We start from the raw sequence: 20,402 nt of genomic DNA on the forward strand, positions 1-20,402 counted from the left end.
ACCTGCCCCGGTTCGTGACGCTAGCACGCGACCCGCCGACCGGAACCCGGGCGGGGTCCGGCCGACGGGCCGAGAAGGTGCGTGCGTCCCGCCTCAGGGTCAGCCGACGCGGGTCAGCTTGTCGGTGAGGCCCGGTTCGGTCAGATCCTTCTGGAGGGTGACCGGGACCTTGACCGCACCGCCCTCGCCGTCACCGACGGTCAGGGTGCCGACCTTGGTGCCGGCCTTCGCGGTGTGCGGTACCTCGTCGGCGGCGAAGGACAGCTTCACCTTGAAGCCGGCCCAGCCGACGGCGGTGACGTCCTTGGTCAGTACGACGGGGGTGTGGCCGCCGAGACCGTCGTCCACGTAGCCGACGACGTCGCCCTTCTTCAGGATCTTCGTCGATTTCAGGGCGCCCTCCGCGGCGAGCAGCGCGACCTTGCTGACGTCGTTGACGGTCTTGATGATCGGCGCCTTGTGCTGGCCGAGGATCGCCCCGACGACGGTGACGGTCTCCCCGCCGACCTCCTTGCGGGACGCGAAGAGGAGGTTGCCGCCGGCGGCGCTGGTGGTCCCGGTCTTGATGCCGATGCCGGTGTAGGGGACCAGATAGTTGTAGTTGTACCACTTCTGTCCGGACGGATCGACCCACTGTCCCATGGACGTGATCTCCATCAGTGCCGGGATCTTCACCAGCTCGTTGCCGAGCTTCACCTGGTCCTCGGCGGAGGAGACGGTGGTCTCCTTCAGGCCCGAGGCGTCGGTGTACTTCGTGTTCTTCATACCGAGTTCCCGGGCGGTGTCGTTCATCTTCTTGATGAACGCCGCCTCGGAACCGGCGTCCCAGCGGGCGAGCAGCCGGGCGATGTTGTTCGCGGAGGGGATCATGATCGCCGCGATCGCCTGCCGCTGGGTGAGGACGTCGCCCTCCTTGACGGTGTTGAGGGTGGACTCACCCTGCTTGTTGTAACCGCCCTCCTTCTCGGCGAGCGCGTCGACGGTGATCTTCGCGCCCTCCTCGCCGGACTTGAGGGGGTGGTCCTTCAGCACGATGTACGCGGTCATGGCCTTGGCCACGGAGCCGATCGCGACGGGGGTCTGCTTGCCGAAGTTCCCCATCGTGCCGACGCCGTTGACGTCCATCCAGCCCTGGCCCTGGGTGGGCCAGGGGAGGTTCGCCCTGCTGCCGTCGAAGGTGTAGGAGTCCTCGGCGGTGAGGCTGAGCGTGGGCTCCGGCAGCGGACGCAGAGCCTGCACGATCGCAAACACGACGACCAGGAGGATGAGCAGCGGGGTCCAGATCTTGACCCGGCGGCCGAGGGTGCGCAGGGGGGTGGGCGGGGGCGGCGGAGTGTTGGTGAGCTCCGCGAGCAGGTCGAGGGGCGGCTTCGGCGGCAGGGGCTGCTGCGTGGTCCGCTCCGGGCCGACCTGGGGGACGGCGGCGGTCACGTCCGCCTTCGGCCGCGCCTCGCGGGGCTCGTCGAGGGCCTTCAGCGCGACGAACCTGCTCGTCCGCTCGGCGGCGGCCTCCGGCTCGGGCTTCGCCTCCGGCTTGGCGTCCGGTGCCTTGCCGAGCTTCAGCATGGTGGTGGGCTGGTCCACGGGGGGCCGGGGGGCCTTGAAGACGGCGGTGGGCTGGTCGACGGGGGGTTCGTCGGCGACATCCGCGTCATCGCCGGGCTCGCTGCTGCCTTGCGGCTTGGCGTCTTCGGGCTCGCTGTCTTCGGGGGCGCCGTCGTCACCGGGGCCGTCGTCCGCCTGGGCGGCCTTGTCGGGCGCGTCGTCCGCCTGCGGGCCGGTGGGCGCCTTGTCGGCCACATCGGCGTCAACGTTTTCGCCGTCCGCCTGCGGGGCCTCGTCGGGCGCGTCGTCCGCGGGGGTTTCCTCGGCCACAGCCGTCTCGGCTGCGTCGCTCTCGCGGGCCGGCTCCGGGGCGCTGTCGGTCTCCGGGGCGGACTCGGCCTCGGGGGCCTCGTCGGCCGGTCCGGCGTCCTTGCCCTCAAGCTTCTCCGCGGGCTTCCCCTCGGGCGTTTCCGCGGACTTCTCCGAGGACTTCTCCGCGGCCTTCGCCTTGTCGGAGCCGTCCCCCGTGGCCACCCACGCCGCCACCGCGTCCCGCAGCCGGGCATCGCCCGCCGCGCCCGGCTCGCCGCCCTCGCCGGACCCGCTGTCGGACACACCGGAGCTCATGGGCGTACCGGAGCCGTCCAGGTCCTCGGCCGTACGGGATTCGTCCGCGGCCTCCGCCTTACGGGAGTCGTCCGCAGTCTCCGCCGTACGGGACTCGTCCGCGGCCTCCGCCTTACGGGAGTCGTCCGCAGTCTCCGCCGTACGGGACTCGTCCGGGTCCTCGGCCGTACGGGACTCGTCCGCGGCCTCCGCCGTACCGGAATCGTCCGGGTCCTCGGCCGTACGGGATTCGTCCGCGGCCTCCGCCGTACCGGAGCCGTCCGAGTCCTCGGTCGTACCGGACTCCTCCGCGGCCTCCGCCGTGCTCGTGTCCTCCGAACCCTCAGCCGTGTCCGAGTCGCCGTCGGCGCTCTCCGCCCCCTCGGCCTCCCCGGAGCCCTTCTCCGGGGCCTCAGGCGCGTCCTCGGGCTTCCCGGCCCCGGACCCGGCCGAACCGGCCGCGTCGGCCTCCACGGGGCTCCCGTCGGCGTCCTCGGGGGCCTCGGGGGACTTCGGGAGGTCACGTACGGAGAAAATCCTCGTGGCCGTGTCGACGCCTCCGAGGGAGATCGACTCCCGTGCCACCGCCAGCCGGGGATCGCGGGCCGAACTCCTCGCCTCGGGAACCGGACTCGCGCTCCCCGACGTCGGTTCTGCCGACGACTCGCGCTGCTTCGACCTGTCGGGGGACTCGCCCGCCACCGATGCCTCCTCCATGTGCCGCAGGTGATCGGTCTCCGTCACCCTGCGTCTGCCGAACCGTTGAATCGCCGCCCGGGCAAGCCACACCACGCTGTCCGAACCATGTACCAGTGTCCTGTGTGCGGCCCTGTCCCAAGCGGTAGACGAGAACGACATACCTACTGGTTCCACTACAAACAGGTCACGCACCCTCGACAGATGAATGTGAGAGGGGTCACCCTGTCTTTCATCCACGCGGGGAGGCATGGATGGGCAGGAGCCGCAGAACACTTCCGGAGGAGCTTCTGCTGCTGGCGTTGGACCCGACCACGGGTACCACCGCACAGCCGCAGTCGCTCGACCTCGGTCTGGCCGGAGCACAGCTAGTGGAGCTGGCGCTGGCCGGACGGATAGCCCCAGACGGGGATCGTATCGCCGTGGTAGCCCCACGGCCGACTGGAGATCCGACTTTGGACTGCGCGTTGGAGTTGCTGCGAAGGCGTGGCGCTCCCGTGCGGGCAGTGAACTGGATCGGCGGGCCGCGCCTTGGGCTCCGCCAGACCTACCTCTCGCATCTGGAGCGGTGCGGCATGGTGCATGCCGTGGCGGGTCAGATGTGCGGAGTGCTGCCGACGACCCGCTACCAGGCGACGGACAACGAGATCAGCCGGGAGATCAGGGCCCGGCTGGACTCGGCGATCCGCACCGGCGTACCGCCGGACCCGCGGACCGCGGCGCTCGCCGCCCTGGCACACGCGGTAGGCCTCGGCAAGCACCTGTATCCGGGCAACGAGGGCCGTTCCTCGCGCTCCCGGCTGCGGGACCTGATCAGGCACGACCCGATGGGCGGACTCGTCGCGCACGCCGTGATGGACGTCCAGAACGGTGTGGCGGCACAGCCACGTCGTAGCCCGGCACCGGCCGGCCGCCAGGCCGCCCCCGGAGCCAGGCCACCCGCGCCGGAGCCCGCTCGTGGCGTTCCGATGCAACCGCGCCGAGGACCGATGGCGCGCGCCGTGGCCCACTGAGCCGCAGTCCCACGGCACACACCACGCACGACCGCACCAAGCACGACCCGCACCACGCACCACTCAGCCGCCGCACCGTCAGTCCCCAAAGACCGGTTCGGGAGCCGCTGGTCCGCGCGGGGCGACGGAACCGTACGTCCGTACACCGGACGTCGCCGGGTTCCGACGCCCCGCGCGGCCGCATGTCCGGGCGCGGTCGGCGAGCGGTCCCGCACTGACGTGCACGCAGCGCATATACACCGTTTCCCAGCGGTAATAAGCACCTTGGTGGCAGTCTGCTCAACAGCAGATACGCAAAGTCAAGAACGAGGCACGCAGCCGGAGGTGCACGTCCCGTGGCGTCCAATGTCAATCCCACCGTCAGGCGGCGCCGGCTGGGCCAGGAGCTGCGCAGGCTCCGCGAGCTCAAGGGCATGACGGCCGAAGAGGTGGCGGAGCGGCTGCTCGTGTCGCAGTCGAAGATCAGCCGGCTGGAGAACGGCCGGCGCAGCATCAGCCAGCGTGACGTCCGCGACCTGTGCGGGGTGTACGAGGTCGAGGACCAGCGCATCGTCGACTCCCTGATGCAGATGGCCAAGGACTCGCGCCAGCAGGGCTGGTGGCACGCCTTCGGGGACATCCCGTACAGCGTCTACATCGGTCTGGAGACCGACGCCGAGTCGCTGCGCGTGTACGAACCCCAGATCATCACCGGGCTGTTGCAGACGCGGCCGTACGCCGAGGCCATCGTGCGCGGCGGCGCGCCGGAGGCGACCGAGACGGAGAACGACAAGCGCGTCGAGGTACGGCTGCGGCGGCAGAGCCGGGTCGCGGCCGAGCGGGATCCCCTGCGGCTGTGGGTCGTTCTGGACGAGGCGGCCCTGCGCCGGGTCGTCGGCAGCCGCCAGGTGATGCGTGAGCAGCTCGAGTACCTCGTGGAGATGTCCCAGCAGCCCCACATCACCGTGCAGGTGCTGCCGTTCGACGTCGGCGCCCATCCCGGGCTCAGCGGGCAGTACTCCATCCTGGAGTTCTCGGACGCGGCCGACTCCAGCGTCGTCTACATCGAGGGCGTCACCAGCGACCTGTACCTGGAGAAGGCGCACGACGTGCAGAAGTACACCGTGATGTACGAGCACTTGAGGGCCCAGGCGCTCAACGTCGACCAGTCGCGTCAGCTCATCGAGGACATCGCCAAGGAGTACGCCCGGGAGTACGCCCGGTGAACCGTCGTTGAGCCGCTTCCGGACAGGGCGGGCCGGATAGTACACCCCGGCCTCGTCCCTCTGGAAGAGTCCTTTGGAATATGCCGCCGTAAGAGTGAATGACTGCTCCGAAAGAGGAAGTCGGCGAGTAGCGTCGATCACGCCAACGATCAGTAAAGGTTGGCGTAATCCGAACACTGCGCATCTGGCTACGGAGCGAATATGGCAATTCGTCTGGGCAACCTGGACTCATGGACGACCTCCACCTACACCAACGCCAACGGGGCGTGCCTGATGGTGAGGTCGACCGAGAAGGAGGCTCTCGAACTCGGCGACACCAAGATCCCCGAGGGTCCCAAGCTGGCCTTCCCCGCCGAGGCGTGGAGTGCCTTCGTGGCCTCGGTCAAGGTGTGACACCACGCCACACCCCTACAACTGCACAAGCACCACCACAGAGCCCTCTCGACCAGATCGCCGTCCTTGCCGAGGGGGCCTGCGGCGCTTTCGCCGTGGGGTCGTGTGTCGGGTGCAGGCCGGTGGGGGCCGATCGCGCAGTTCCCCGCGCCCCTTGAGCAGGTCCGGCTGCACCCAGTCAGGGGCGCGGGGAACTGCGCGACCAGCCACGACGCACCCGCAGCCGCTAAGCCAGAGCACCCTCCACGGCGGTGACGACCTCGTCCGACTCCGGCTCCGTCTGCGGGGAGAAGCGGGCCACCACCGACCCGTCCCGCCCGATCAGGAACTTCTCGAAGTTCCAGCGGATGTCCCCGCTGTGCCCCTCCGCGTCGGCGAAGCCCACCAGACGCTCGTAGAGCGGGTGCCGCCCCTCACCGTTCACCTCGACCTTCTCGGTCAGCGGGAAGGTCACCCCGTACGTCGCCGAGCAGAACTCCGCGATCTCCTCGGCACTGCCGGGCTCCTGCCCGAGGAACTGGTTGCAGGGCACGCCGAGCACCGTGAAGCCCCGCTCCGCGTACCGCTCCTGAAGCTTCTCAAGCCCGTTGTACTGCGGGGTGAGCCCGCACTTGGAGGCCACGTTCACGATGAGGACGGCCTTGCCGGCGTACTGGGCGAGGTCGGCGGAGCCGCCCGTGAGGGCCCCGATCTCGACGTCGAGGGGAGAGGAACCATCTGAAGTCGTCATGAGCGGATGCTAACTCCGCCCGGTCAATCCCCGTTCCCGGCCCCCGACGCCTCCACCAGCACCTCCCCGGCCGCCGTCCGCACGTACAGCACCGACCGCCCCGCCCGCCGCCGCTCCACCAGGCCCGCGTCCCGCAGCACCCGCAGATGCCGTCCCACCGACCCCAGCCCCTGCCCGGTCACGGCGACGAGCTGGCTGGTGCTCAGCGGGGAGTCCAGGAGGACGAAGACCCGGGCCCGCCCGGCACCGAGCAGTGTGCCGAGGCTCGCGGGCACGCTCCGGGCGCCCGGGTCGGCGAGGGCGCCCGCACAGCCGTAGACGAGGGCGTACCGGCCCGGCTCCTCCCACGTCGCCCAGCCGCGGCCCGGCGTGACCGGGACGAAGACGAGTTCGGCGCCGCGGATGTCGCGGGGCGCACGCTCGTACCGGTTCACCTGGAGCCGGTTGCCGCCGAGCCAGCGGGTCTGCCCCGGCAGCAGGGAGTCGATGACGGCCGCCCAGCCGCCCCGGCTCACCTGCGCGGTCCGGGCCACCACGTCCGCCTCCAGGATCCGCCGCCGACGGTCCCAGTACGGCCGTACGGTCGTCGTCCACACCCAGGCGAGGAGCGCGGCCGCCCGCTCGGGCAGGTCGTCGCGCTCCAGAGCGGCGGGCAGCGGGCCACGCAGGGAGACCTGGAGGTGGGCCCGCGCGAGAGCGGGGTCGGTGGCCCGGATCCGCGCCAGCGTCTCCTCCAAGGGCGTGCCGTCACGGGGCAGGGGCGCCAGGAAGTCGGCGATCCAGGACGTGCCCACCCCCGACCGCACCAGCAGCGCGGTCACCGGGTCGGCCGCGAGGCGCGCGCGGTAGCCGGGCAGATGGGCGCGGAGCCAGGCCTCCTCGCCGGGGTGGGCGGTGGTGCCCGTGTGCAGCAGGCGCAGCGTCGCGAAGGTCTCGGTGAACGGGCAGACCACGAACCGGCTGCGGACGAGGGTGTCCCCGTCGACCTGCCACCAGCCCATGAAGCCCCCCGTGGTTTCGCGATCGCGCGAAACACTAACCGTCAGCCGCCGACCGCTCCGAGACTCCCCCGCATGCGCAGCTACCGCACCCTCTTCCGCACCCCGGAATACGCCCCTTTCCTCCTCTCCTTCGCCGCCCACGCCGCCGCCCAGACGATCGGCGGCCTGGCCCTCGCCACGCTGGTCTACCGGGCAACCGGCTCCCCGCTGCTTTCGGCGGTGAGCATGTTCGGACCGCAGCTCGCGCAGATGCTCGGGGCCGCGTTCCTGCTCTCGGGCGCCGACCGGCTGCCCCCGCGCGCGATCCTGACCGTCATCTCCCTGGCCTTCGCGGCGGGCACGGCGGTACTGGCCCTGCCCCAACTGCCGGTCTGGGCCGTCTTCGTCGTGCTGCTCCTCCAGGGCCTGGTCGCCTCGCTGGGCGGGGGAGTGCGCGGCGGACTCCTGAACGAGATCCTGCCCAAGGATGGTTACGTCCTTGGCCGTTCGGTCTTCAACATGCTCTGGGGGCTCGTCCAGATCACCGGCTTCGCCGCGGGCGGCGCGCTCCTGGAGCTCCTGACCCCCCGGGCCTGCCTGCTCCTCGCGGCGGCCTGCTACGTGGCGTCGGCCCTCGTCAACCACCTGGGCCTCACACCCCGCCCACCGCGCTCAGCGGGCCGACCCTCCTTCTCCGCGACCTGGCGCACCAACGCCCTGCTGTGGTCCTCCCGCCCCCGCCGCCTGGCGTACCTGGGCCTGTGGGTCCCCAACGGCCTGGTGGTGGGCGGCGATTCGCTCTACGTCTCCTACGCCCCCGCGGCCGCCGGCACGATGTACGCCTGCGGGGCGCTGGGCATGTTCGTGGGCGATCTGGCGATCGGCCGCCTGGTGCCGCCCGCGCTGCGGCCCCGTCTCGCGACCCCGCTGCGCCTGCTGCTGGCCACGCCCTACCTGCTCTTCGTCCTACGGCCGTCGCCGGCGCTGTCGGCCGTGGCCGCCGCCGTGGCCTCCGTCGGCTTCGCCGCGAGCCTGGTCCTCCAGGAACGCCTGATGGCCCTCACCCCCGACGACCTCGCCGGCCAGGCGCTCGGCCTGCACACCACCGGCATGGTCGCCCTCCAGGGCATCGGCGCGGTCGTCGCCGGCACCCTGGCCCAACTGACCTCCCCGGCCACGGCGATCACCCTGATGGCGACCGCGTCGATCGCGGTGACCCTGACGCTGTTCCTGCTGGAGCGGCGTCACGGCCCGGACGAAGCGGTCCCGGACCTCCCGGCGCCTCTGCCGACGCCCCGGCAGACACGCCCGTGAAGGTGAGGGGGACCGTCTCGGCGCGCCGGTCCCCGAAGTCCTTCAGGTAGGTCTCCAGCGCCGGCGGACGATAGTCGGGGTCGCCCTCGCGGCGGCGCAGGACCGTGTCGGCCAGGTGCTCGTTGCCGGCGAGGCGGCCCTGCTCGTCCTTCTCCAGCCCGATGGGCCGGTGCAGCGGCTTGAAGAGCCGGTAGAAGCCCTTGCGGGAGGGGTTCCACGGGCCCAGCGGGTCGGGCTGGACGGCGAAGTCGGCGCACTCCTGCGGGCGCATGCGGTCCGGCCCCTCCGCGCTGAGGACCAGGGGGTCGAACTCCAGGTCGTACCGGGCGGCCTGCCGGGCCATCCACAGCAGGGTGATGTCGGACAGGCCCGAGTCCTTCTCGCCGCCCCCGACGGAGAGATGCACCCCGGAGAACCACACCTGCCTCAACTCCTGGCTCGTGTCGGCGCCCTTCTCCTGCTGCCACAGGGTCGGCGGGAACGCCGAGCGCTCCTCGTCGACGGCCAGGGCGTGGAAGGCGCCGTTCACCGACTTGCTGAGGGTGGTGTCGTGGAAGGCCCAGCGGTGGTTGAAGCGGTCGACGAGCGGCTGGAGGAACCGGGGCGCGGGCACCGGGATGCCCAGGGAGCCGACCGTGTCCCAGACGCCCACGAAACGGATCTCCGTCTCGTACGAGTACGCCCCGCGGAACAGGGTCGCGGCCACGCTGGTCGGTTTGTCGGCGCGGCTTCGGTACAGCGCCCACGCCTCGTCGATCCGGTCGGCCTGTTCCCGGCGCAGGATGCCGCAGTTGCGCACCAGACCGGCCAGGCTGCGCGCGGTGAACGCGCCCCGGCTGAACCCGAACAGGTACAGGGAGTCCCCGGGTTCGTAGGTGTGGATCAGGAAGCGGTAGGCGTCGAGCACGTTGCGCGACAGGCCCACCCCGAAGGCCCCGCCCCGCAGCTTCTCCCGCCGGCTCGTGCCGACCCCGCTGTGGTAGTACACCCGCTGTTCCGTTCCGGCAGCGGAGCGTCGCCGTACGGCCAGGGCCACCTTGGCGACATTGGTCTTGCTCGGCTGGTCGGCGAGATTCCACGTCCCGTCGCAGCAGACCACCAGACGCTTGGCCATCATGTGCCTCCTCTCCCTGTAGAGAGGACCCCGCGACTGCTCGGTAGATACAGCCAGTACCGCAGGGACTGCGCCGACCCGCAACTCGGGGCCCGGAAGCGGATCGGCGACGGAGCGCGCGGGTCAGGCCACGACGGTGAAGAGTCCCGTCCTGTCGCCCAGCCTGGACAGCGAGATCTTGCCGGGGATGCCGTTGGCGTCGGCGCCGGTGTAGCCGAGGTGGCGCTGCCACTTGGCGTAGGCGGCGACCGTGGTGGTGCCGAAGGAGCCGTCCCCGGCGTAGGACCGGTCCAGGTAACCGAGTTCGGCGAGGGCGGCCTCGGTGAGGTTGGTGCCGGCCAGGTAACTGACGTGGCCCTGCTTGGCCCCGGGGTCGGTCCTCGCCGCCTTCACCAGCCGGGACAGGTCCACGCGGGGCTTGCCCGCCGGCTTCGTCGGCTCCGACTTGCCGGGCCCGGCGGCCAGTTGCTTCTTCACGGCGGCCCGGAAGTCGTCCATGTCGAAGCTCGGGTCGATCTTCCCGGGCTGGCACTCCTTGTGCCCGGCGACGGACTTCTCGCTCCAGCCGTGCGCCCGGCAGATCGCCGCCGCCCACAGCACGGCCTGCCGGTACTGCGCCGCCGGGTAGGGGTCCCCGCCCTTGCCGCGGTTCTCGATCTCCAGCCCGTACAGACAGTCGTTGCCGTCCGCCTTCGCCACGTCGTCGTGGGGGAGCGGCCTCTCGTCCCGGAGCGCGTTCAGGACATCGATGTCGGCGTAACCGGCGTGGTTGGTACGGCCGTTGCCGATCATCCACAGTCCCGCGGTCTTGCCGAGCCAGGCGTGGCACAGCGGTCCCGGCAGATCGGATCTGCCCTTGAAGCAGAGCTCCTTGTCGTCATGGCCGCCGGTGTGGTGGATCAGCACCCCGATGACGGGCCCGAAGGACCTCCCGGAGGCCGCGTCGCGGTTGTGGGTCTTCCAGCCGGAGTGCTCGTGCACGGTGAGGCCCTCGGCCTTCAGTGCGGCGAGCATCTTCGCGGCGGACAGGGGAGTGGCCATGGCGGTGCGTCCCTCCGTGGCGACGCGTCGAAAACGCGTCAAGTAGCCGTTGGATCTTGTGAGTTGAGGTGCTGATGACATTCAGTGGTACGTGCCCGTCCCACTCGCCGCTCATGATTCCGGCAATGGCGCGTCCCGTCGGGGAAAACGCGGCATTCACAGCCGAACGGAGTCACCGGCCCTCGTCCCCAGGAGTTCCGCCGTGCCGCACAGCCCGATCGACACCAGCAGGCCCCACTCGGCCCGCTTCTGGAACTACTTCGTCGGCGGCAAGGACAACTACGAGGTCGACCGGCAGATCGGCGATCACATCAAGGAGATCTTCCCGGGCCTCGTCGACGTGGCGCTCACCAGCCGCCGGTTCCTGGGCCGCGCGGTCCGCCACCTCGCGGGCGAACAGGGCGTACGGCAGTTCCTGGACATCGGCACCGGCCTGCCCACCGCGGACAACACCCACGAGGTCGCCCAGCGGGTCGCCCCGGACGCCAGGATCGTCTACGTCGACAACGACCCGGTGGTGCTGGCCCACGCCAACGCCCTGCTCACCAGCGCCCCCGAGGGCAGGACGGCCTACCTGGACGCCGACCTGTACGACCCCGAGGCCGTGCTGCGAGCGGCCGCCGAGACCCTCGACCTCGACCGGCCGGTCGCCCTGATGATCCTCAACACCCTCGGCCACGTCGCCGACCACGACCGAGCCGTCAACCTCGTCCGGCGGCTCATGTCGGGCCTGCCGTCCGGCAGTTACCTGGTCCTCAGCGACAGCACGGCCACGAGCGAGGGCATGATCGCCGCGTCGGAGGCGTACAACTCCAGCGGGGCGGTGCCGTATTACGTGCGGGCCGTCGACGAGATAGCCGCGTTCTTCGACGGGCTCGAGCTGCTCGCGCCGGGAGTGGTGCGGGTGACGGAGTGGCGGCCGGAGGAGCCGGGCCCGGCCGGGGTGGACGCCTACTGCGGGGTCGGCCGCAAACTCTGAGCGCCGCCGACGTCGTACGCGCGCGGTGTCTCGGTGCACCGGTTCGCCGTGTTCGGCGCGGCGGCCCGAGGGGGAATCGGCCGCCGCGCCGAGGCCGGGTGGCTGTGGCCGGATCGCCGTGGCTGCACGACTGCCGCCGCGCCACGGTGGCCGGATCCCGCGGCTCCGGTCAGCCCGGTGCCACCGCGCGGCCGGTCTGGGGCGAGATCATGCCGGAGCACAGCCCCTTGGCGGCCAGTGTCTGAGCGATGCGCGGGATCGCCGCGCGGGTGTTGGCGGGCCAGTCGTGCAGGAGGATGACCTGCCCGTTGGTGAGGCGGCCGGCCGCCGCGACGATCGCGTCCGTACTGGCGTTGTTCCAGTCCTGCGAGTCGACCTGCCACAGGACCTCGGTGAGCCCGTACTTGGCCTCGACGGCCCTGACCGTCGCGTTGGTCTCGCCGTACGGCGGCCGGAACAGCCTCGGTGTGCCACCGCCGGCGCCGGCGATCGCCTGCTGGGTGCGGGAGATCTCCGAGTCGATCGTGGCCTGGCTCTGCTGGGTCAGATGCGGGTGAGTGTAACTGTGGTTGCCGACCCACATCCCGGCGCTGACCTGGGCCCTGACGAGTGCCGGGTTGGCGGCGGCGTTCTGGCCCGTGTTGAACATGGTGGCCCTGAGGCCGTACTGCCGCAGGGAGTTGAGCAGGGTGGTGGTGCCGCTGCCCGGGCCGTCGTCGAAGGTGAGCCCGACGTATCCGGAGCAGGCGGCGGCCTGCGCGGGGGCAGCGGCGGCGGGGGCGGTGAGGGTGCCGGCGGCGGCCAGAGCGGCTGCGGCCAGTAACGGGAGGTGCGCCCGGGCCCTCATCAGGACACCGTGATGTTGGAGCTGCCGCTGCTCTGGTACCCCTCGGTCGCGAGGATCATGTAGTACTTGAAGCTGCCCATCGGCATGCCGGCCCGGGCCCACGCGTCGAAGTGGTTGCCGGTGGTGATGGTGCCGCCGGTCCGCTTCGACTGCCGCACGCTCCAGTACTGGTTGAAGGTCTTGGTGCCTTCGACGGACGGGGCGTTGTAGCGGGTGGTCTGGTAGATGTCGTACGTCCCGCCGTCGCTGGTGACGGTGCCCTTGTACGTGCCGGTGGGTCGGTAGGTGCCCCAGTTGTCGACGACGTAGTACTCGACGAGCGGATTGGACGTCCAGCCGTACAGGGCCAGGTAGGCGTTGCCGGACGGGCTGAAGCTGCCGGAGTAGCGCACGGTCCTGCGGGAGCCGTTGCTCCAGCCCTTGCCGGCCACGAAGTTGCCGGTGTTGCGCCAGGACGTGCTGTAGTTGCCGCCGGAGTTGAGGGTCATGGAGACGGTGCCCTGGGCGTCGGTCCAGAACGAGTAGTAGTAGCCGCCGTTGGTCCCGGTCTGGTTCGTGGTGATGACCGTGGCCGCCTCGGCGGTGCCGGGCAGGGCCAGCGTGGCGCCGGTGGCCAGCAGGAGGCCGCAGACGCTGCGGCGCGTCGGGTGTGCGGGAGTGTCAGTCATGCCCCACAGTTTTGGTCTGCCCCTGTCAAGCGTCAACACTTTCGACGTATGTTTCGAATGCTTCGAGATCCCTCTCACCTCAGGAAATCCGCGAAATCTTTCGGAAGATCGCAGGAAGATGGAGAGTGGTGAAGGTCCCCCAGCTTCGAATGTTTCGAAGAACTTCCGGATGATCAGGGGCAAAAGAAAAGGCAGGGAGGTCAGCACCTCCTTGCCATGTTCAACGTATAGCGCACCGGGGGACTTGCGGCAAGGCCCCCGTCAAGGCGCACACTTACCGGCCGTAGGCCCCACGGCCGCTGACCTCACACCGGAGCTGTTGCCTTGAGTACCCTGCCCACCAGCGTGTTCGACCTTCCCGAGCGCCTCGCCGCCAAGGCCGACCCGACGCTGATCGCCGCCGACGAGGAACACTTCGCGGCCATCGCGGAGTGCCTGGAGCAGACGATCGCCGAACTGTCCGCCACCCTCGCCGCCACCCTCCGGGCCCCCGGCGGCATCGGCCAGGAGGCCATGGACCGGGACACGGAGGTGCACCGCCTCGGCGCCCGGCTGCGCACCCTGCGCCGCTTCGGCCTGGACCTGTGCCTCGGGCACATGGTCGGCGCGGACGACTCCGAGCCGGTGTACGTCGGACGGCTCGGCCTCACCGACAGCACGGGCCGCCGACTGCTCGTCGACTGGCGTTCCCCCGCCGCCGAGCCGTTCTTCGGGGCCACCCACGCCAACCCGATGGGGCTCGCCAGCCGCCGCAGGTACCGCTGGAAGAACGGCCGGATCGGCGACTACTGGGACGAGGTGTTCGCCCCGGACGGCTTCGCCGGGCACCACGCCTCGCTCGACGACCAGTCCGCCTTCATCGCCAGCCTCGGCAGCGACCGCTCCGAACGGATGCGGGACGTCCTCGGCACCATCCAGGCCGACCAGGACGCCATCATCCGCGCGGGATCACGCGGCGCCCTCGTCGTCGACGGCGGTCCCGGCACCGGCAAGACCGTCGTCGCCCTGCACCGCTCCGCCTACCTCCTGCACTCCGACCCGCGCCTGGGACACCGGCGCGGCGGCGTGCTGTTCGTCGGCCCGCACCGGCCCTACCTGGCCTACGTCTCCGACGTCCTGCCCAGCCTCGGCGAGGAGGGCGTGCAGACCTGCGTCCTCAGGGACCTCGTGGCCGAGGGAGCCACGGCAGGCGTCGAGACCGACCCGGAGGTGGCCCGCCTGAAGTCGTCCGCGGACCTGGTGAAGGCCATCGAGAAGGCCGTCCGGTTCTACGAGGAGCCGCCCACCGAGGGCATGACCGTCACCACCCACTGGTCCGACATCCCGCTGACCGCCGCCGACTGGGCCGAGGCGTTCGACGCGGCGGAGGGCGCCCCGCACAACGACGCGCGCGACCAGGTCTGGAACGAGCTGCTCACGATCCTGGTGGACAGGCACGAGGGCGACGCCCCGGAGGCGCTGCTCCGCAAGTCCCTGCGCCAGAACAGGGAACTGCTCACCGCCTTCAACCGGGCCTGGCCACTCCTGGAGGCCGCCGACCTGGTCTCGGACCTGTGGACCGTCCCGGCCTATCTGCGGATGTGCGCGCCTTGGCTCAACCGCGACGAAGTACGAAAGCTCCAGCGCGCGGACGGCCAGGACTGGACGGTGTCGGACCTGCCGCTCCTGGACGCGGCCCGGCAGCGCCTCGGCGACCCGGAGATCTCGCGCCGCAGGCGCCGCAACGAGGCCACCGTCGCCGCCGAACGCGAGCGCATGGCCACGGTCGTGGAGAACCTGAGCGCGGTCGCCGACGACGAGTACGGCATGGGCCTGGTGACGATGCTCAAGGGCGAGGACTTCCACCACGCCCTGGTCGACGAGAGCGCCCTCCAGGTGAGTGACCCCGACCTGCTCGCCGGCCCCTTCGCGCACGTCGTCGTGGACGAGGCACAGGAACTGACCGACGCGGAGTGGCAGATGCTGCTGCTGCGCTGCCCGTCCCGCAGCTTCACCATCGTCGGCGACCGCGCCCAGGCGCGCCACGGCTTCACGGAGACCTGGCAGGAGAGGCTCGCGCGGGTGGGTCTCGACCGCGTCGAGATGGCCTCCCTGAGCATCAACTACCGCACCCCGGAAGAGATCATGAAGGAGGCCGAGCCGGTCATCCGCGCCGCCCTCCCGGACGCCAACGTCCCCACCTCGATCCGCAGCACCGGCACCCCCGTCACCCACGGCTCGGTGACGGAACTGCCCACCCTGCTGGACACCTGGCTCACCACCCACCCCGAGGGCATCGCCTGCGTCATCGGCGCCCCCGACTTCGAGCCGACCCCGCGGGTCCGCTCCCTGACCCCGGCCCTGTCCAAGGGCCTCGAATTCGACCTGGTGATCCTCGTGGACCCGCAGAACTTCGGCGAGGGGGTGGAGGGGGCGGTGGACCGGTACGTGGCGATGACTCGGGCGACGCAGCGGTTGGTGGTTCTGACGAGTGGCGGGCCGGGGAGCTGACGTATGGTCACGGCCGTTGGAGCATTACGGGGACGAGCGCGACGACGGTGGGCAGGAGCAGGGAGAGAGCGGGACGGGTCCTGGGCACGGGTCCTGGGGACGGGTCCTGGGGACGGGGCCTGGGGACGTCTGATGGCGCACCACTCATACGCGCCTGTCGGCTGTCATGGCTCGCGGTCGCGACCGTCGACCAGGCGGAGGCGGAGTTGGTGAAGACCTTCGGCTTGACGGATGTACGGGACCGTCTGGGCCGATGGCGTGGAACTCATCGACGAGGCGGCACACGATGAGGAGGCGCCGGTCTCCACGGTCGTCGTCACGCCGCCCCTGCAAGGGTGGACCCTGGTCGTCGGACCGTACTCGGCCTGTCCTATCCGCAGAGACAGCGCACGTCACTGACCTGTGCCGGAAGCTGAGCGTGCACTTCGGCCAAGCTCAACTCTTCTTCCACAGCGAGCAGCACGACGGAGAGGGCATGGCTGATCGCCGAGCGCGGACGGATCCTCAGACGGTGGATCAGCGACAACCCGGAGCTCGCCCTGGGCGAGCCGTTCGGAGTCGAGCGACGACTCCTCGACGCCTACGGCATCGGGGGCAAACACGAGGACCTTGCCCCCGACAGCGACCGGGCCGGCGACTGGGGGAGATTGCTGGTCGCCGATTGTCGCGGAGGAAGGCAGCGTCGACCCCTCCAGAGCAGCCGTCGATACGAGCTCAAGGGGCCGCGTATTGGTGGCAGTCGCTCCCCCTTCGAGTAGACGCACCGCGGCTTCAAGGGGTAGGCATCCCGCCCAGAAGCACGGCCACCACGACGTACACCGGTATAGCCAGGGCCACGGCCAACCCGGCGAGGCAGCCCCACATGGTCAGCCGCCTGCTGGTTCTCGCGTGGTCATCGCTCTTCGTCACGTCCGCATCTAACAGCGAGAGCCTGTGGCACGGCCACGCACACGATGAAGGGCCGGCCTGGGAAGAAAACCTCCTGGGCCGGCCCCTTCTGCTGTGCCCCCGGCAGGATTCGAACCTGCGACATCCGCTTTAGGAGTTCGATCACTCATTGGTACGACCGGGAAAACCACTCGGTAACTCTGGCCATGTCGGACCGCCTAGGAGTACTCGCGTCCGGCGCCGTTGATGTCACATGGATGTCAGATCGGCCCAATTGCGCGGGCTCGCTGGCACGATGGTCCCATGGTTGACCTGGAGCACATCGCGGCCGAGATTACTGCGTACTACCGAGCCCTCGACGAGAGCGCCACCCTGCGGCACCACTTCCGCCACGCTGATGAAGAAGGCGGGCTCTGGTACATCGAGGCCGCACCCGACCGCGGCGAGTTGATCGTCATCAAGCAGGCCGAGTTGACCTTGGCCGGCCGACTCCGCCGGTACAGCTGGGAACACCTGGAGGATGAGCACGGTGGCCTGACCGACCAAGCGATTGATCCTGAACAGGCTCCGCTGGAGGCCATCTCAGCCGAAGAGTTCCGCCGGGTATGGACTCGGTGAGCTGACTCGACAACCACTTTAGGAGTTCGGCCCGTGCCCGCTCCGGCTGCTGCAGTCGGGTGGTGCGACGGTTGGATAGAGACGCTGGTGTACGAACTGCTGCGCAGCGTAGGTAGTTGTCAGGTCTGGTTACCAACGAGCGCTCTCCCACGGCTGCGGGAGAGCTCGGAAGAGATCACCCCCACCAGCCCCTAAAGGCAGCGGTAAGAACTGCACCTACTATGACACCCAGAAGGGAAAAAGATATTGTTGCGAACCTCTGAACCTCTTGGCTATGCCGTCCTTCAATGATTTCGAGAATTTTTTCGGATGCTTCAATATCTTCTATGAAATCTTCCTCCGATACCTTTTCGAGATGTTCCTTGATGCCGACGCTTTCGGTGCTGCCGTATAGGCGATCCAGATTCTCTTTCGCGTTCCTCTTGTGCCACGTCACAAGCATCCGCGCCGAGATGGCTTCAAGTTGGGCAGACTGCAAACGATGTCCTAGGGCGAAAGCTCGGTATAGGTAGTGCTTGATGCCCTTCTTTTTGAATCGCTCGGCCAGCCTTGCTGCATCCATGTAAAGCTCTGCCATCGCCCGCCCGCGGGCGTTCCTGAGGGATTCGAAGTGGTAGAAGTAAGAAAATTCCTGTTTTGTGATTAGATAGAGACTGGCTAGCGCCTCATCTGCCGAGATTGCAGATCTTTCATCTTCCCGCGTGTAAAAGTATTCGATTCTGTCATACCCGGGTTGCTTTTTTCTGCTATAGCTGAATCCATCCATGATGTCTATGACCCCATTTCCGGGGCTCAAGAAAAAGTCTGCATGGAAAGGGGTTGGACCTATTCTGATCAGGTCGACCTTCGGCTCCGTCTTCTGCAACTCCGCGTTCAGGAACTCCCGTACTATGATCACGGCAGCGGCGGGCGCCCGTACTTCACCCGTTGAGTCTAGGAAACTCACATAGGTCACCGGGTGTACGTGACTAAAGAACGTAAACACATAGAAGTCTTCGACGTCGTCGCTGCCCAGAGGTGCGCCCAACTTTGTTCGTAGTCGAGTTGGGATGTGCACCTTGAAGCTCAATGTTCCGGCCTCGGGAATGTTAAGCTTCTCGTCGCCCAACTGTCCAATTTCACCTCCTCTCCAGCTGTAATTAATGTCGGTAATTCCCGTGAAACTTAACTGGTGAACTGAAGGTATGGCTTCGAGGTGCTTCTTTGTCTTTTTGAGCCATTCGTCGACATTTTCTGCGGAAATCCTCGGGATGAGGCAGCCGACGCCGAAGTATCGAATATCGCTCATTTATTCCTCCGGTTCGCCATGGGCAGGTCATGCTAGCGGTCGAGGACTGCTCATGTGGAGAGATCGACGGGGCCGAGGTTGATGTCCGCCCAGTGCAGAGCGCACATCTCGCCGCGGCGTGACCCGGTGACCATCGTCATGAACAGAAAAGTGCCCCAGTCCAGGTCCCGCTGCCGGCGGTGTTCAGGACCAGGACTGCCTCTTCAGGAGCGGGCGGATCGGGGTTCGGCTTGGGCTGGGATGGCGGCTTGGCGAGTGCCGCCACAATCGTCGTCATGTAACCCCAGTGCAGACCGCGGTTGAGCGCCGGGCGCAGGATGAAGTGAATCTTGCGGACGGAGTTCGCGCCGAGCGGCTCGCAGACGTGCTTCTGCTTCGTCTTGGGGTCGATCTTGCCGTTGCGTCGGCCATCGCACTGTTCCTGGCATTGCCGGAGACGGGCGTAGAACAGCTCCAGCATCTCGGCGGTGAGCGCGCTCGCCTTGAGGTCCACGAACGTGGGCTTGAGGTAGTTGCGGATCTGCCCCGCGGCGCGCTCGTACGACGTCTCGTCGAGTGCGGCGACGCCGAGCCACCGGTCGAGGAGGAAGGACATCGTCACCTCTCTCTTGGGATGGCGCTTCTCGTCGACTGATGGAGGAGCTTCGTGCGGACCTTCTCGGCCTCGACCTCTTCTCGGCCTGCTCGTGGAGGTACAGATCCTTCTTCGTGAGGGGGGCACGCCCGGCGTAGAGCCGGACCTGGAAGCCGGCCCCGCTGGGGCGGATGCTGCCTCGTTGACGTCGCTTGTTCTTGGTGTTCGCCATGGCTACGACGAACAGCGCGCCTACCTTGGAGAGGTAAACGCGCTGGTCAGAGACTGTGCCCCGGCAGGATTCGAACCTGCGACACCCGCTTGCCGAATCCGTTCCGGACGGTCCCTTGGCTGGGGGGCGGTACCTGTTGACGAGGGCGACCAGGGCGCACGCCGAAAGGCCTGCTTCTGTCGCTCGGCGGCCAGGCTGACGGCTGCCCCGCTCTCGTCCCAAAGTTGTGAGTGGGTAGGCGGAAACCCGTAGCCTGAGGAGCAGCAGCAGTACGCAGCCCGATGCATGCGGAGGGGATGCCGATGACCACAGCTCCGAGCGGTGTGCCTCACCCGCCGCGCCCGTCGTCGCATCCGCTGCGGACCATTCGTGACATCCGGGAGTCCCTGCCTGAGGACCAGCGTCGGCACTTCGACGCGGAGCTCGCCGACACGGAGATCGAGGCTCTGCCCGAGATGCTGCACCGCTGGGTGGCGCTGAGTAACGACGGCTTCGAGGAGTTCCTGCTCTCCCGGCCCTTCGAGGGTCTGGAGTTCGGCGCCCGCTCCTACGATGGGCATACGGACGCCGAGTGATCTACCTGTTCGACACCAATGTCGTCGCCGAGCTCACGACCCGGGCGAAGCCCGACCCGCGCGTCCTGGCCTGGTTCCGGTCCACGGCCCGCCCCAACCGCTTCCTGAGCGTGATCACCGTGGCCGAGATCGAGGCCGGCGTTGCCGCCGCCCCGGACCCCGTAAAGCAAGCCCGCTACGCACAAGCCCTCGCTGCGGTGCGGCACGAATTCCGTGACCGCATCGCACCGATCGGCGAACCGGAAGCGGCCGCCTACCTCACCATTCATAAGACGCTCAAGGCCGCCGGCACCAGCATCGACCCACCGGATGCCCTGATCGCCGCCACCGCCCTGGCCAACGGCTGGACGGTGGCCACACGCAGCATCAAGCACATGGCCCGAACCGGGGCTCTGGTGGTCAATCCGTGGGAGCAGCAACTGTAGGTGGCCGCGGCGTCGATGCCGTATCTGTGCTGCCACCTCGCAGGCCCTTCCGTCCGACGGACGGACGGGCCTGCGACCAGGTGTTTCTCTGTGCCCCCGGCAGGATTCGAACCTGCGACACCCGCTTTAGGAGTTCGATCCGGTGGCCGTGCCTGCCCCGTATCCCCGGTATTGGAGGGCG

The 20,402-nt window shown here is 68.8% G+C and carries 17 protein-coding genes and 1 pseudogene; 9 read left to right on the forward strand and 9 right to left on the reverse strand.

The genetic code is table 11. The annotated features are described in order from the left end of the window. Positions 1-99: 99 nt before the first annotated feature. Complete coding sequence (locus tag ABZ098_RS21245; protein ID WP_356593769.1) at positions 100-2,868, reverse strand: D-alanyl-D-alanine carboxypeptidase; 2,769 nt, start codon at positions 2,866-2,868, stop codon at positions 100-102. A 233-nt stretch (positions 2,869-3,101) separates the two neighbouring features. Between ABZ098_RS21245 and ABZ098_RS21250 the strand changes: the two genes are divergently transcribed. The 3 genes from ABZ098_RS21250 to ABZ098_RS21260 all read left to right on the forward strand — a co-directional run bounded on the left by ABZ098_RS21250 (position 3,102) and on the right by ABZ098_RS21260 (position 5,458). Further along, positions 3,102-3,860: a GPP34 family phosphoprotein gene (locus ABZ098_RS21250; protein ID WP_356593325.1), complete on the forward strand. Its 759-nt coding sequence runs from the start codon at positions 3,102-3,104 to the stop codon at positions 3,858-3,860. 335 nt (positions 3,861-4,195) lie between these two features. Beyond that, the gene (locus ABZ098_RS21255) at positions 4,196-5,065 is read left to right on the forward strand and encodes a helix-turn-helix transcriptional regulator (RefSeq protein ID WP_053852920.1); all 870 of its coding nucleotides are present in this window, start codon (positions 4,196-4,198) and stop codon (positions 5,063-5,065) included. 201 nt (positions 5,066-5,266) lie between these two features. Next, the gene (locus tag ABZ098_RS21260; RefSeq protein ID WP_356593327.1) at positions 5,267-5,458 is read left to right on the forward strand and encodes a DUF397 domain-containing protein; all 192 of its coding nucleotides are present in this window, start codon (positions 5,267-5,269) and stop codon (positions 5,456-5,458) included. Between the two features lie 226 nt (positions 5,459-5,684). On the opposite strand, the gene ABZ098_RS21265 is transcribed toward ABZ098_RS21260, so the two are convergent. Both ABZ098_RS21265 and ABZ098_RS21270 read right to left on the reverse strand, forming a co-directional pair. Then, complete coding sequence (locus tag ABZ098_RS21265; protein ID WP_356593329.1) at positions 5,685-6,188, reverse strand: glutathione peroxidase; 504 nt, start codon at positions 6,186-6,188, stop codon at positions 5,685-5,687. A 23-nt stretch (positions 6,189-6,211) separates the two neighbouring features. After that, the gene (locus ABZ098_RS21270) at positions 6,212-7,189 is read right to left on the reverse strand and encodes a winged helix-turn-helix domain-containing protein (protein ID WP_356593331.1); all 978 of its coding nucleotides are present in this window, start codon (positions 7,187-7,189) and stop codon (positions 6,212-6,214) included. Positions 7,190-7,261: 72 nt separating this feature from the next. On the opposite strand from ABZ098_RS21270, the gene ABZ098_RS21275 reads away from it, so the two are divergent. Further along, a complete protein-coding gene (locus ABZ098_RS21275) occupies positions 7,262-8,482 on the forward strand; it encodes an MFS transporter (protein ID WP_356593334.1) in 1,221 nt (406 codons plus the stop codon). Positions 8,483-8,825: 343 nt separating this feature from the next. Here ABZ098_RS21275 and ABZ098_RS21280 read toward each other — a convergent pair. Beyond that, a pseudogene (locus tag ABZ098_RS21280) lies at positions 8,826-9,599 on the reverse strand (DUF2235 domain-containing protein); the annotation flags it as partial. A gap of 120 nt (positions 9,600-9,719) precedes the next feature. Beyond that, positions 9,720-10,637 (reverse strand): N-acetylmuramoyl-L-alanine amidase, encoded by a 918-nt coding sequence (locus ABZ098_RS21285; RefSeq protein WP_356593336.1) that lies wholly within the window; start codon positions 10,635-10,637, stop codon positions 9,720-9,722. A gap of 202 nt (positions 10,638-10,839) precedes the next feature. Here ABZ098_RS21285 and ABZ098_RS21290 point away from each other — a divergent pair, with 202 nt between their 5' ends. Further along, positions 10,840-11,616 (forward strand): SAM-dependent methyltransferase, encoded by a 777-nt coding sequence (locus ABZ098_RS21290; protein WP_356593338.1) that lies wholly within the window; start codon positions 10,840-10,842, stop codon positions 11,614-11,616. Between the two features lie 169 nt (positions 11,617-11,785). Here the strand turns inward: ABZ098_RS21290 and ABZ098_RS21295 are convergent, their stop codons facing one another. Together ABZ098_RS21295 and ABZ098_RS21300 are read right to left on the reverse strand one after the other, a co-directional pair. Continuing rightward, entirely contained in the window at positions 11,786-12,463 is a 678-nt protein-coding gene (locus tag ABZ098_RS21295; RefSeq protein WP_356593340.1) for a polysaccharide deacetylase family protein, read from the reverse strand. Further along, a complete protein-coding gene (locus tag ABZ098_RS21300) occupies positions 12,463-13,131 on the reverse strand; it encodes a glycoside hydrolase family 11 protein (protein WP_356593342.1) in 669 nt (222 codons plus the stop codon). Before ABZ098_RS21300 ends, ABZ098_RS21295 begins: the two co-directional genes overlap by 1 nt. A gap of 324 nt (positions 13,132-13,455) precedes the next feature. Here ABZ098_RS21300 and helR point away from each other — a divergent pair, with 324 nt between their 5' ends. Beyond that, positions 13,456-15,621, forward strand: coding sequence for an RNA polymerase recycling motor ATPase HelR (gene helR, locus ABZ098_RS21305; protein WP_356593344.1), 2,166 nt, complete (start codon positions 13,456-13,458; stop codon positions 15,619-15,621). A gap of 1,191 nt (positions 15,622-16,812) precedes the next feature. Continuing rightward, positions 16,813-17,127, forward strand: a complete 315-nt coding sequence (locus tag ABZ098_RS21310) for a hypothetical protein (protein ID WP_356593346.1) — start codon at positions 16,813-16,815, stop codon at positions 17,125-17,127. Between the two features lie 175 nt (positions 17,128-17,302). Here ABZ098_RS21310 and ABZ098_RS21315 read toward each other — a convergent pair whose 3' ends face one another. Then, positions 17,303-18,415 carry a hypothetical protein gene (locus ABZ098_RS21315; protein ID WP_356593348.1) on the reverse strand — a complete coding sequence of 371 codons (1,113 nt, stop codon included), beginning with the start codon at positions 18,413-18,415 and terminating at the stop codon, positions 17,303-17,305. 136 nt (positions 18,416-18,551) lie between these two features. Next, a complete protein-coding gene (locus ABZ098_RS21320) occupies positions 18,552-19,010 on the reverse strand; it encodes a hypothetical protein (protein ID WP_356593350.1) in 459 nt (152 codons plus the stop codon). Positions 19,011-19,523: 513 nt separating this feature from the next. On the opposite strand from ABZ098_RS21320, the gene ABZ098_RS21325 reads away from it, so the two are divergent. Beyond that, on the forward strand, positions 19,524-19,796 hold the full coding sequence (locus ABZ098_RS21325; RefSeq protein WP_356593352.1) for a hypothetical protein: 273 nt from the start codon (positions 19,524-19,526) through the stop codon (positions 19,794-19,796). Next, complete coding sequence (locus tag ABZ098_RS21330; RefSeq protein WP_356593354.1) at positions 19,793-20,221, forward strand: type II toxin-antitoxin system VapC family toxin; 429 nt, start codon at positions 19,793-19,795, stop codon at positions 20,219-20,221. Before ABZ098_RS21325 ends, ABZ098_RS21330 begins: the two co-directional genes overlap by 4 nt. The last annotated feature ends 181 nt before the right edge of the window (positions 20,222-20,402 follow it).

It is taken from the genome of Streptomyces sp. NPDC006335 (assembly GCF_040612795.1).
Taxonomy (GTDB): domain Bacteria; phylum Actinomycetota; class Actinomycetes; order Streptomycetales; family Streptomycetaceae; genus Streptomyces.

Coding starts and splice junctions, on each gene's coding strand:
- ABZ098_RS21245 (WP_356593769.1), bottom strand. CDS start 2,868: ATGGAGGAGGCATCGGTGGCGGGCGAGTCCCCCGACAGGTCGAAGCAG.
- ABZ098_RS21250 (WP_356593325.1), top strand. CDS start 3,102: ATGGGCAGGAGCCGCAGAACACTTCCGGAGGAGCTTCTGCTGCTGGCG.
- ABZ098_RS21260 (WP_356593327.1), top strand. CDS start 5,267: ATGGCAATTCGTCTGGGCAACCTGGACTCATGGACGACCTCCACCTAC.
- ABZ098_RS21265 (WP_356593329.1), bottom strand. CDS start 6,188: ATGACGACTTCAGATGGTTCCTCTCCCCTCGACGTCGAGATCGGGGCC.
- ABZ098_RS21270 (WP_356593331.1), bottom strand. CDS start 7,189: ATGGGCTGGTGGCAGGTCGACGGGGACACCCTCGTCCGCAGCCGGTTC.
- ABZ098_RS21275 (WP_356593334.1), top strand. CDS start 7,262: ATGCGCAGCTACCGCACCCTCTTCCGCACCCCGGAATACGCCCCTTTC.
- ABZ098_RS21285 (WP_356593336.1), bottom strand. CDS start 10,637: ATGGCCACTCCCCTGTCCGCCGCGAAGATGCTCGCCGCACTGAAGGCC.
- ABZ098_RS21295 (WP_356593340.1), bottom strand. CDS start 12,463: ATGAGGGCCCGGGCGCACCTCCCGTTACTGGCCGCAGCCGCTCTGGCC.
- ABZ098_RS21300 (WP_356593342.1), bottom strand. CDS start 13,131: ATGACTGACACTCCCGCACACCCGACGCGCCGCAGCGTCTGCGGCCTC.
- ABZ098_RS21310 (WP_356593346.1), top strand. CDS start 16,813: ATGGTTGACCTGGAGCACATCGCGGCCGAGATTACTGCGTACTACCGA.
- ABZ098_RS21315 (WP_356593348.1), bottom strand. CDS start 18,415: ATGAGCGATATTCGATACTTCGGCGTCGGCTGCCTCATCCCGAGGATT.
- ABZ098_RS21320 (WP_356593350.1), bottom strand. CDS start 19,010: ATGTCCTTCCTCCTCGACCGGTGGCTCGGCGTCGCCGCACTCGACGAG.
- ABZ098_RS21325 (WP_356593352.1), top strand. CDS start 19,524: ATGACCACAGCTCCGAGCGGTGTGCCTCACCCGCCGCGCCCGTCGTCG.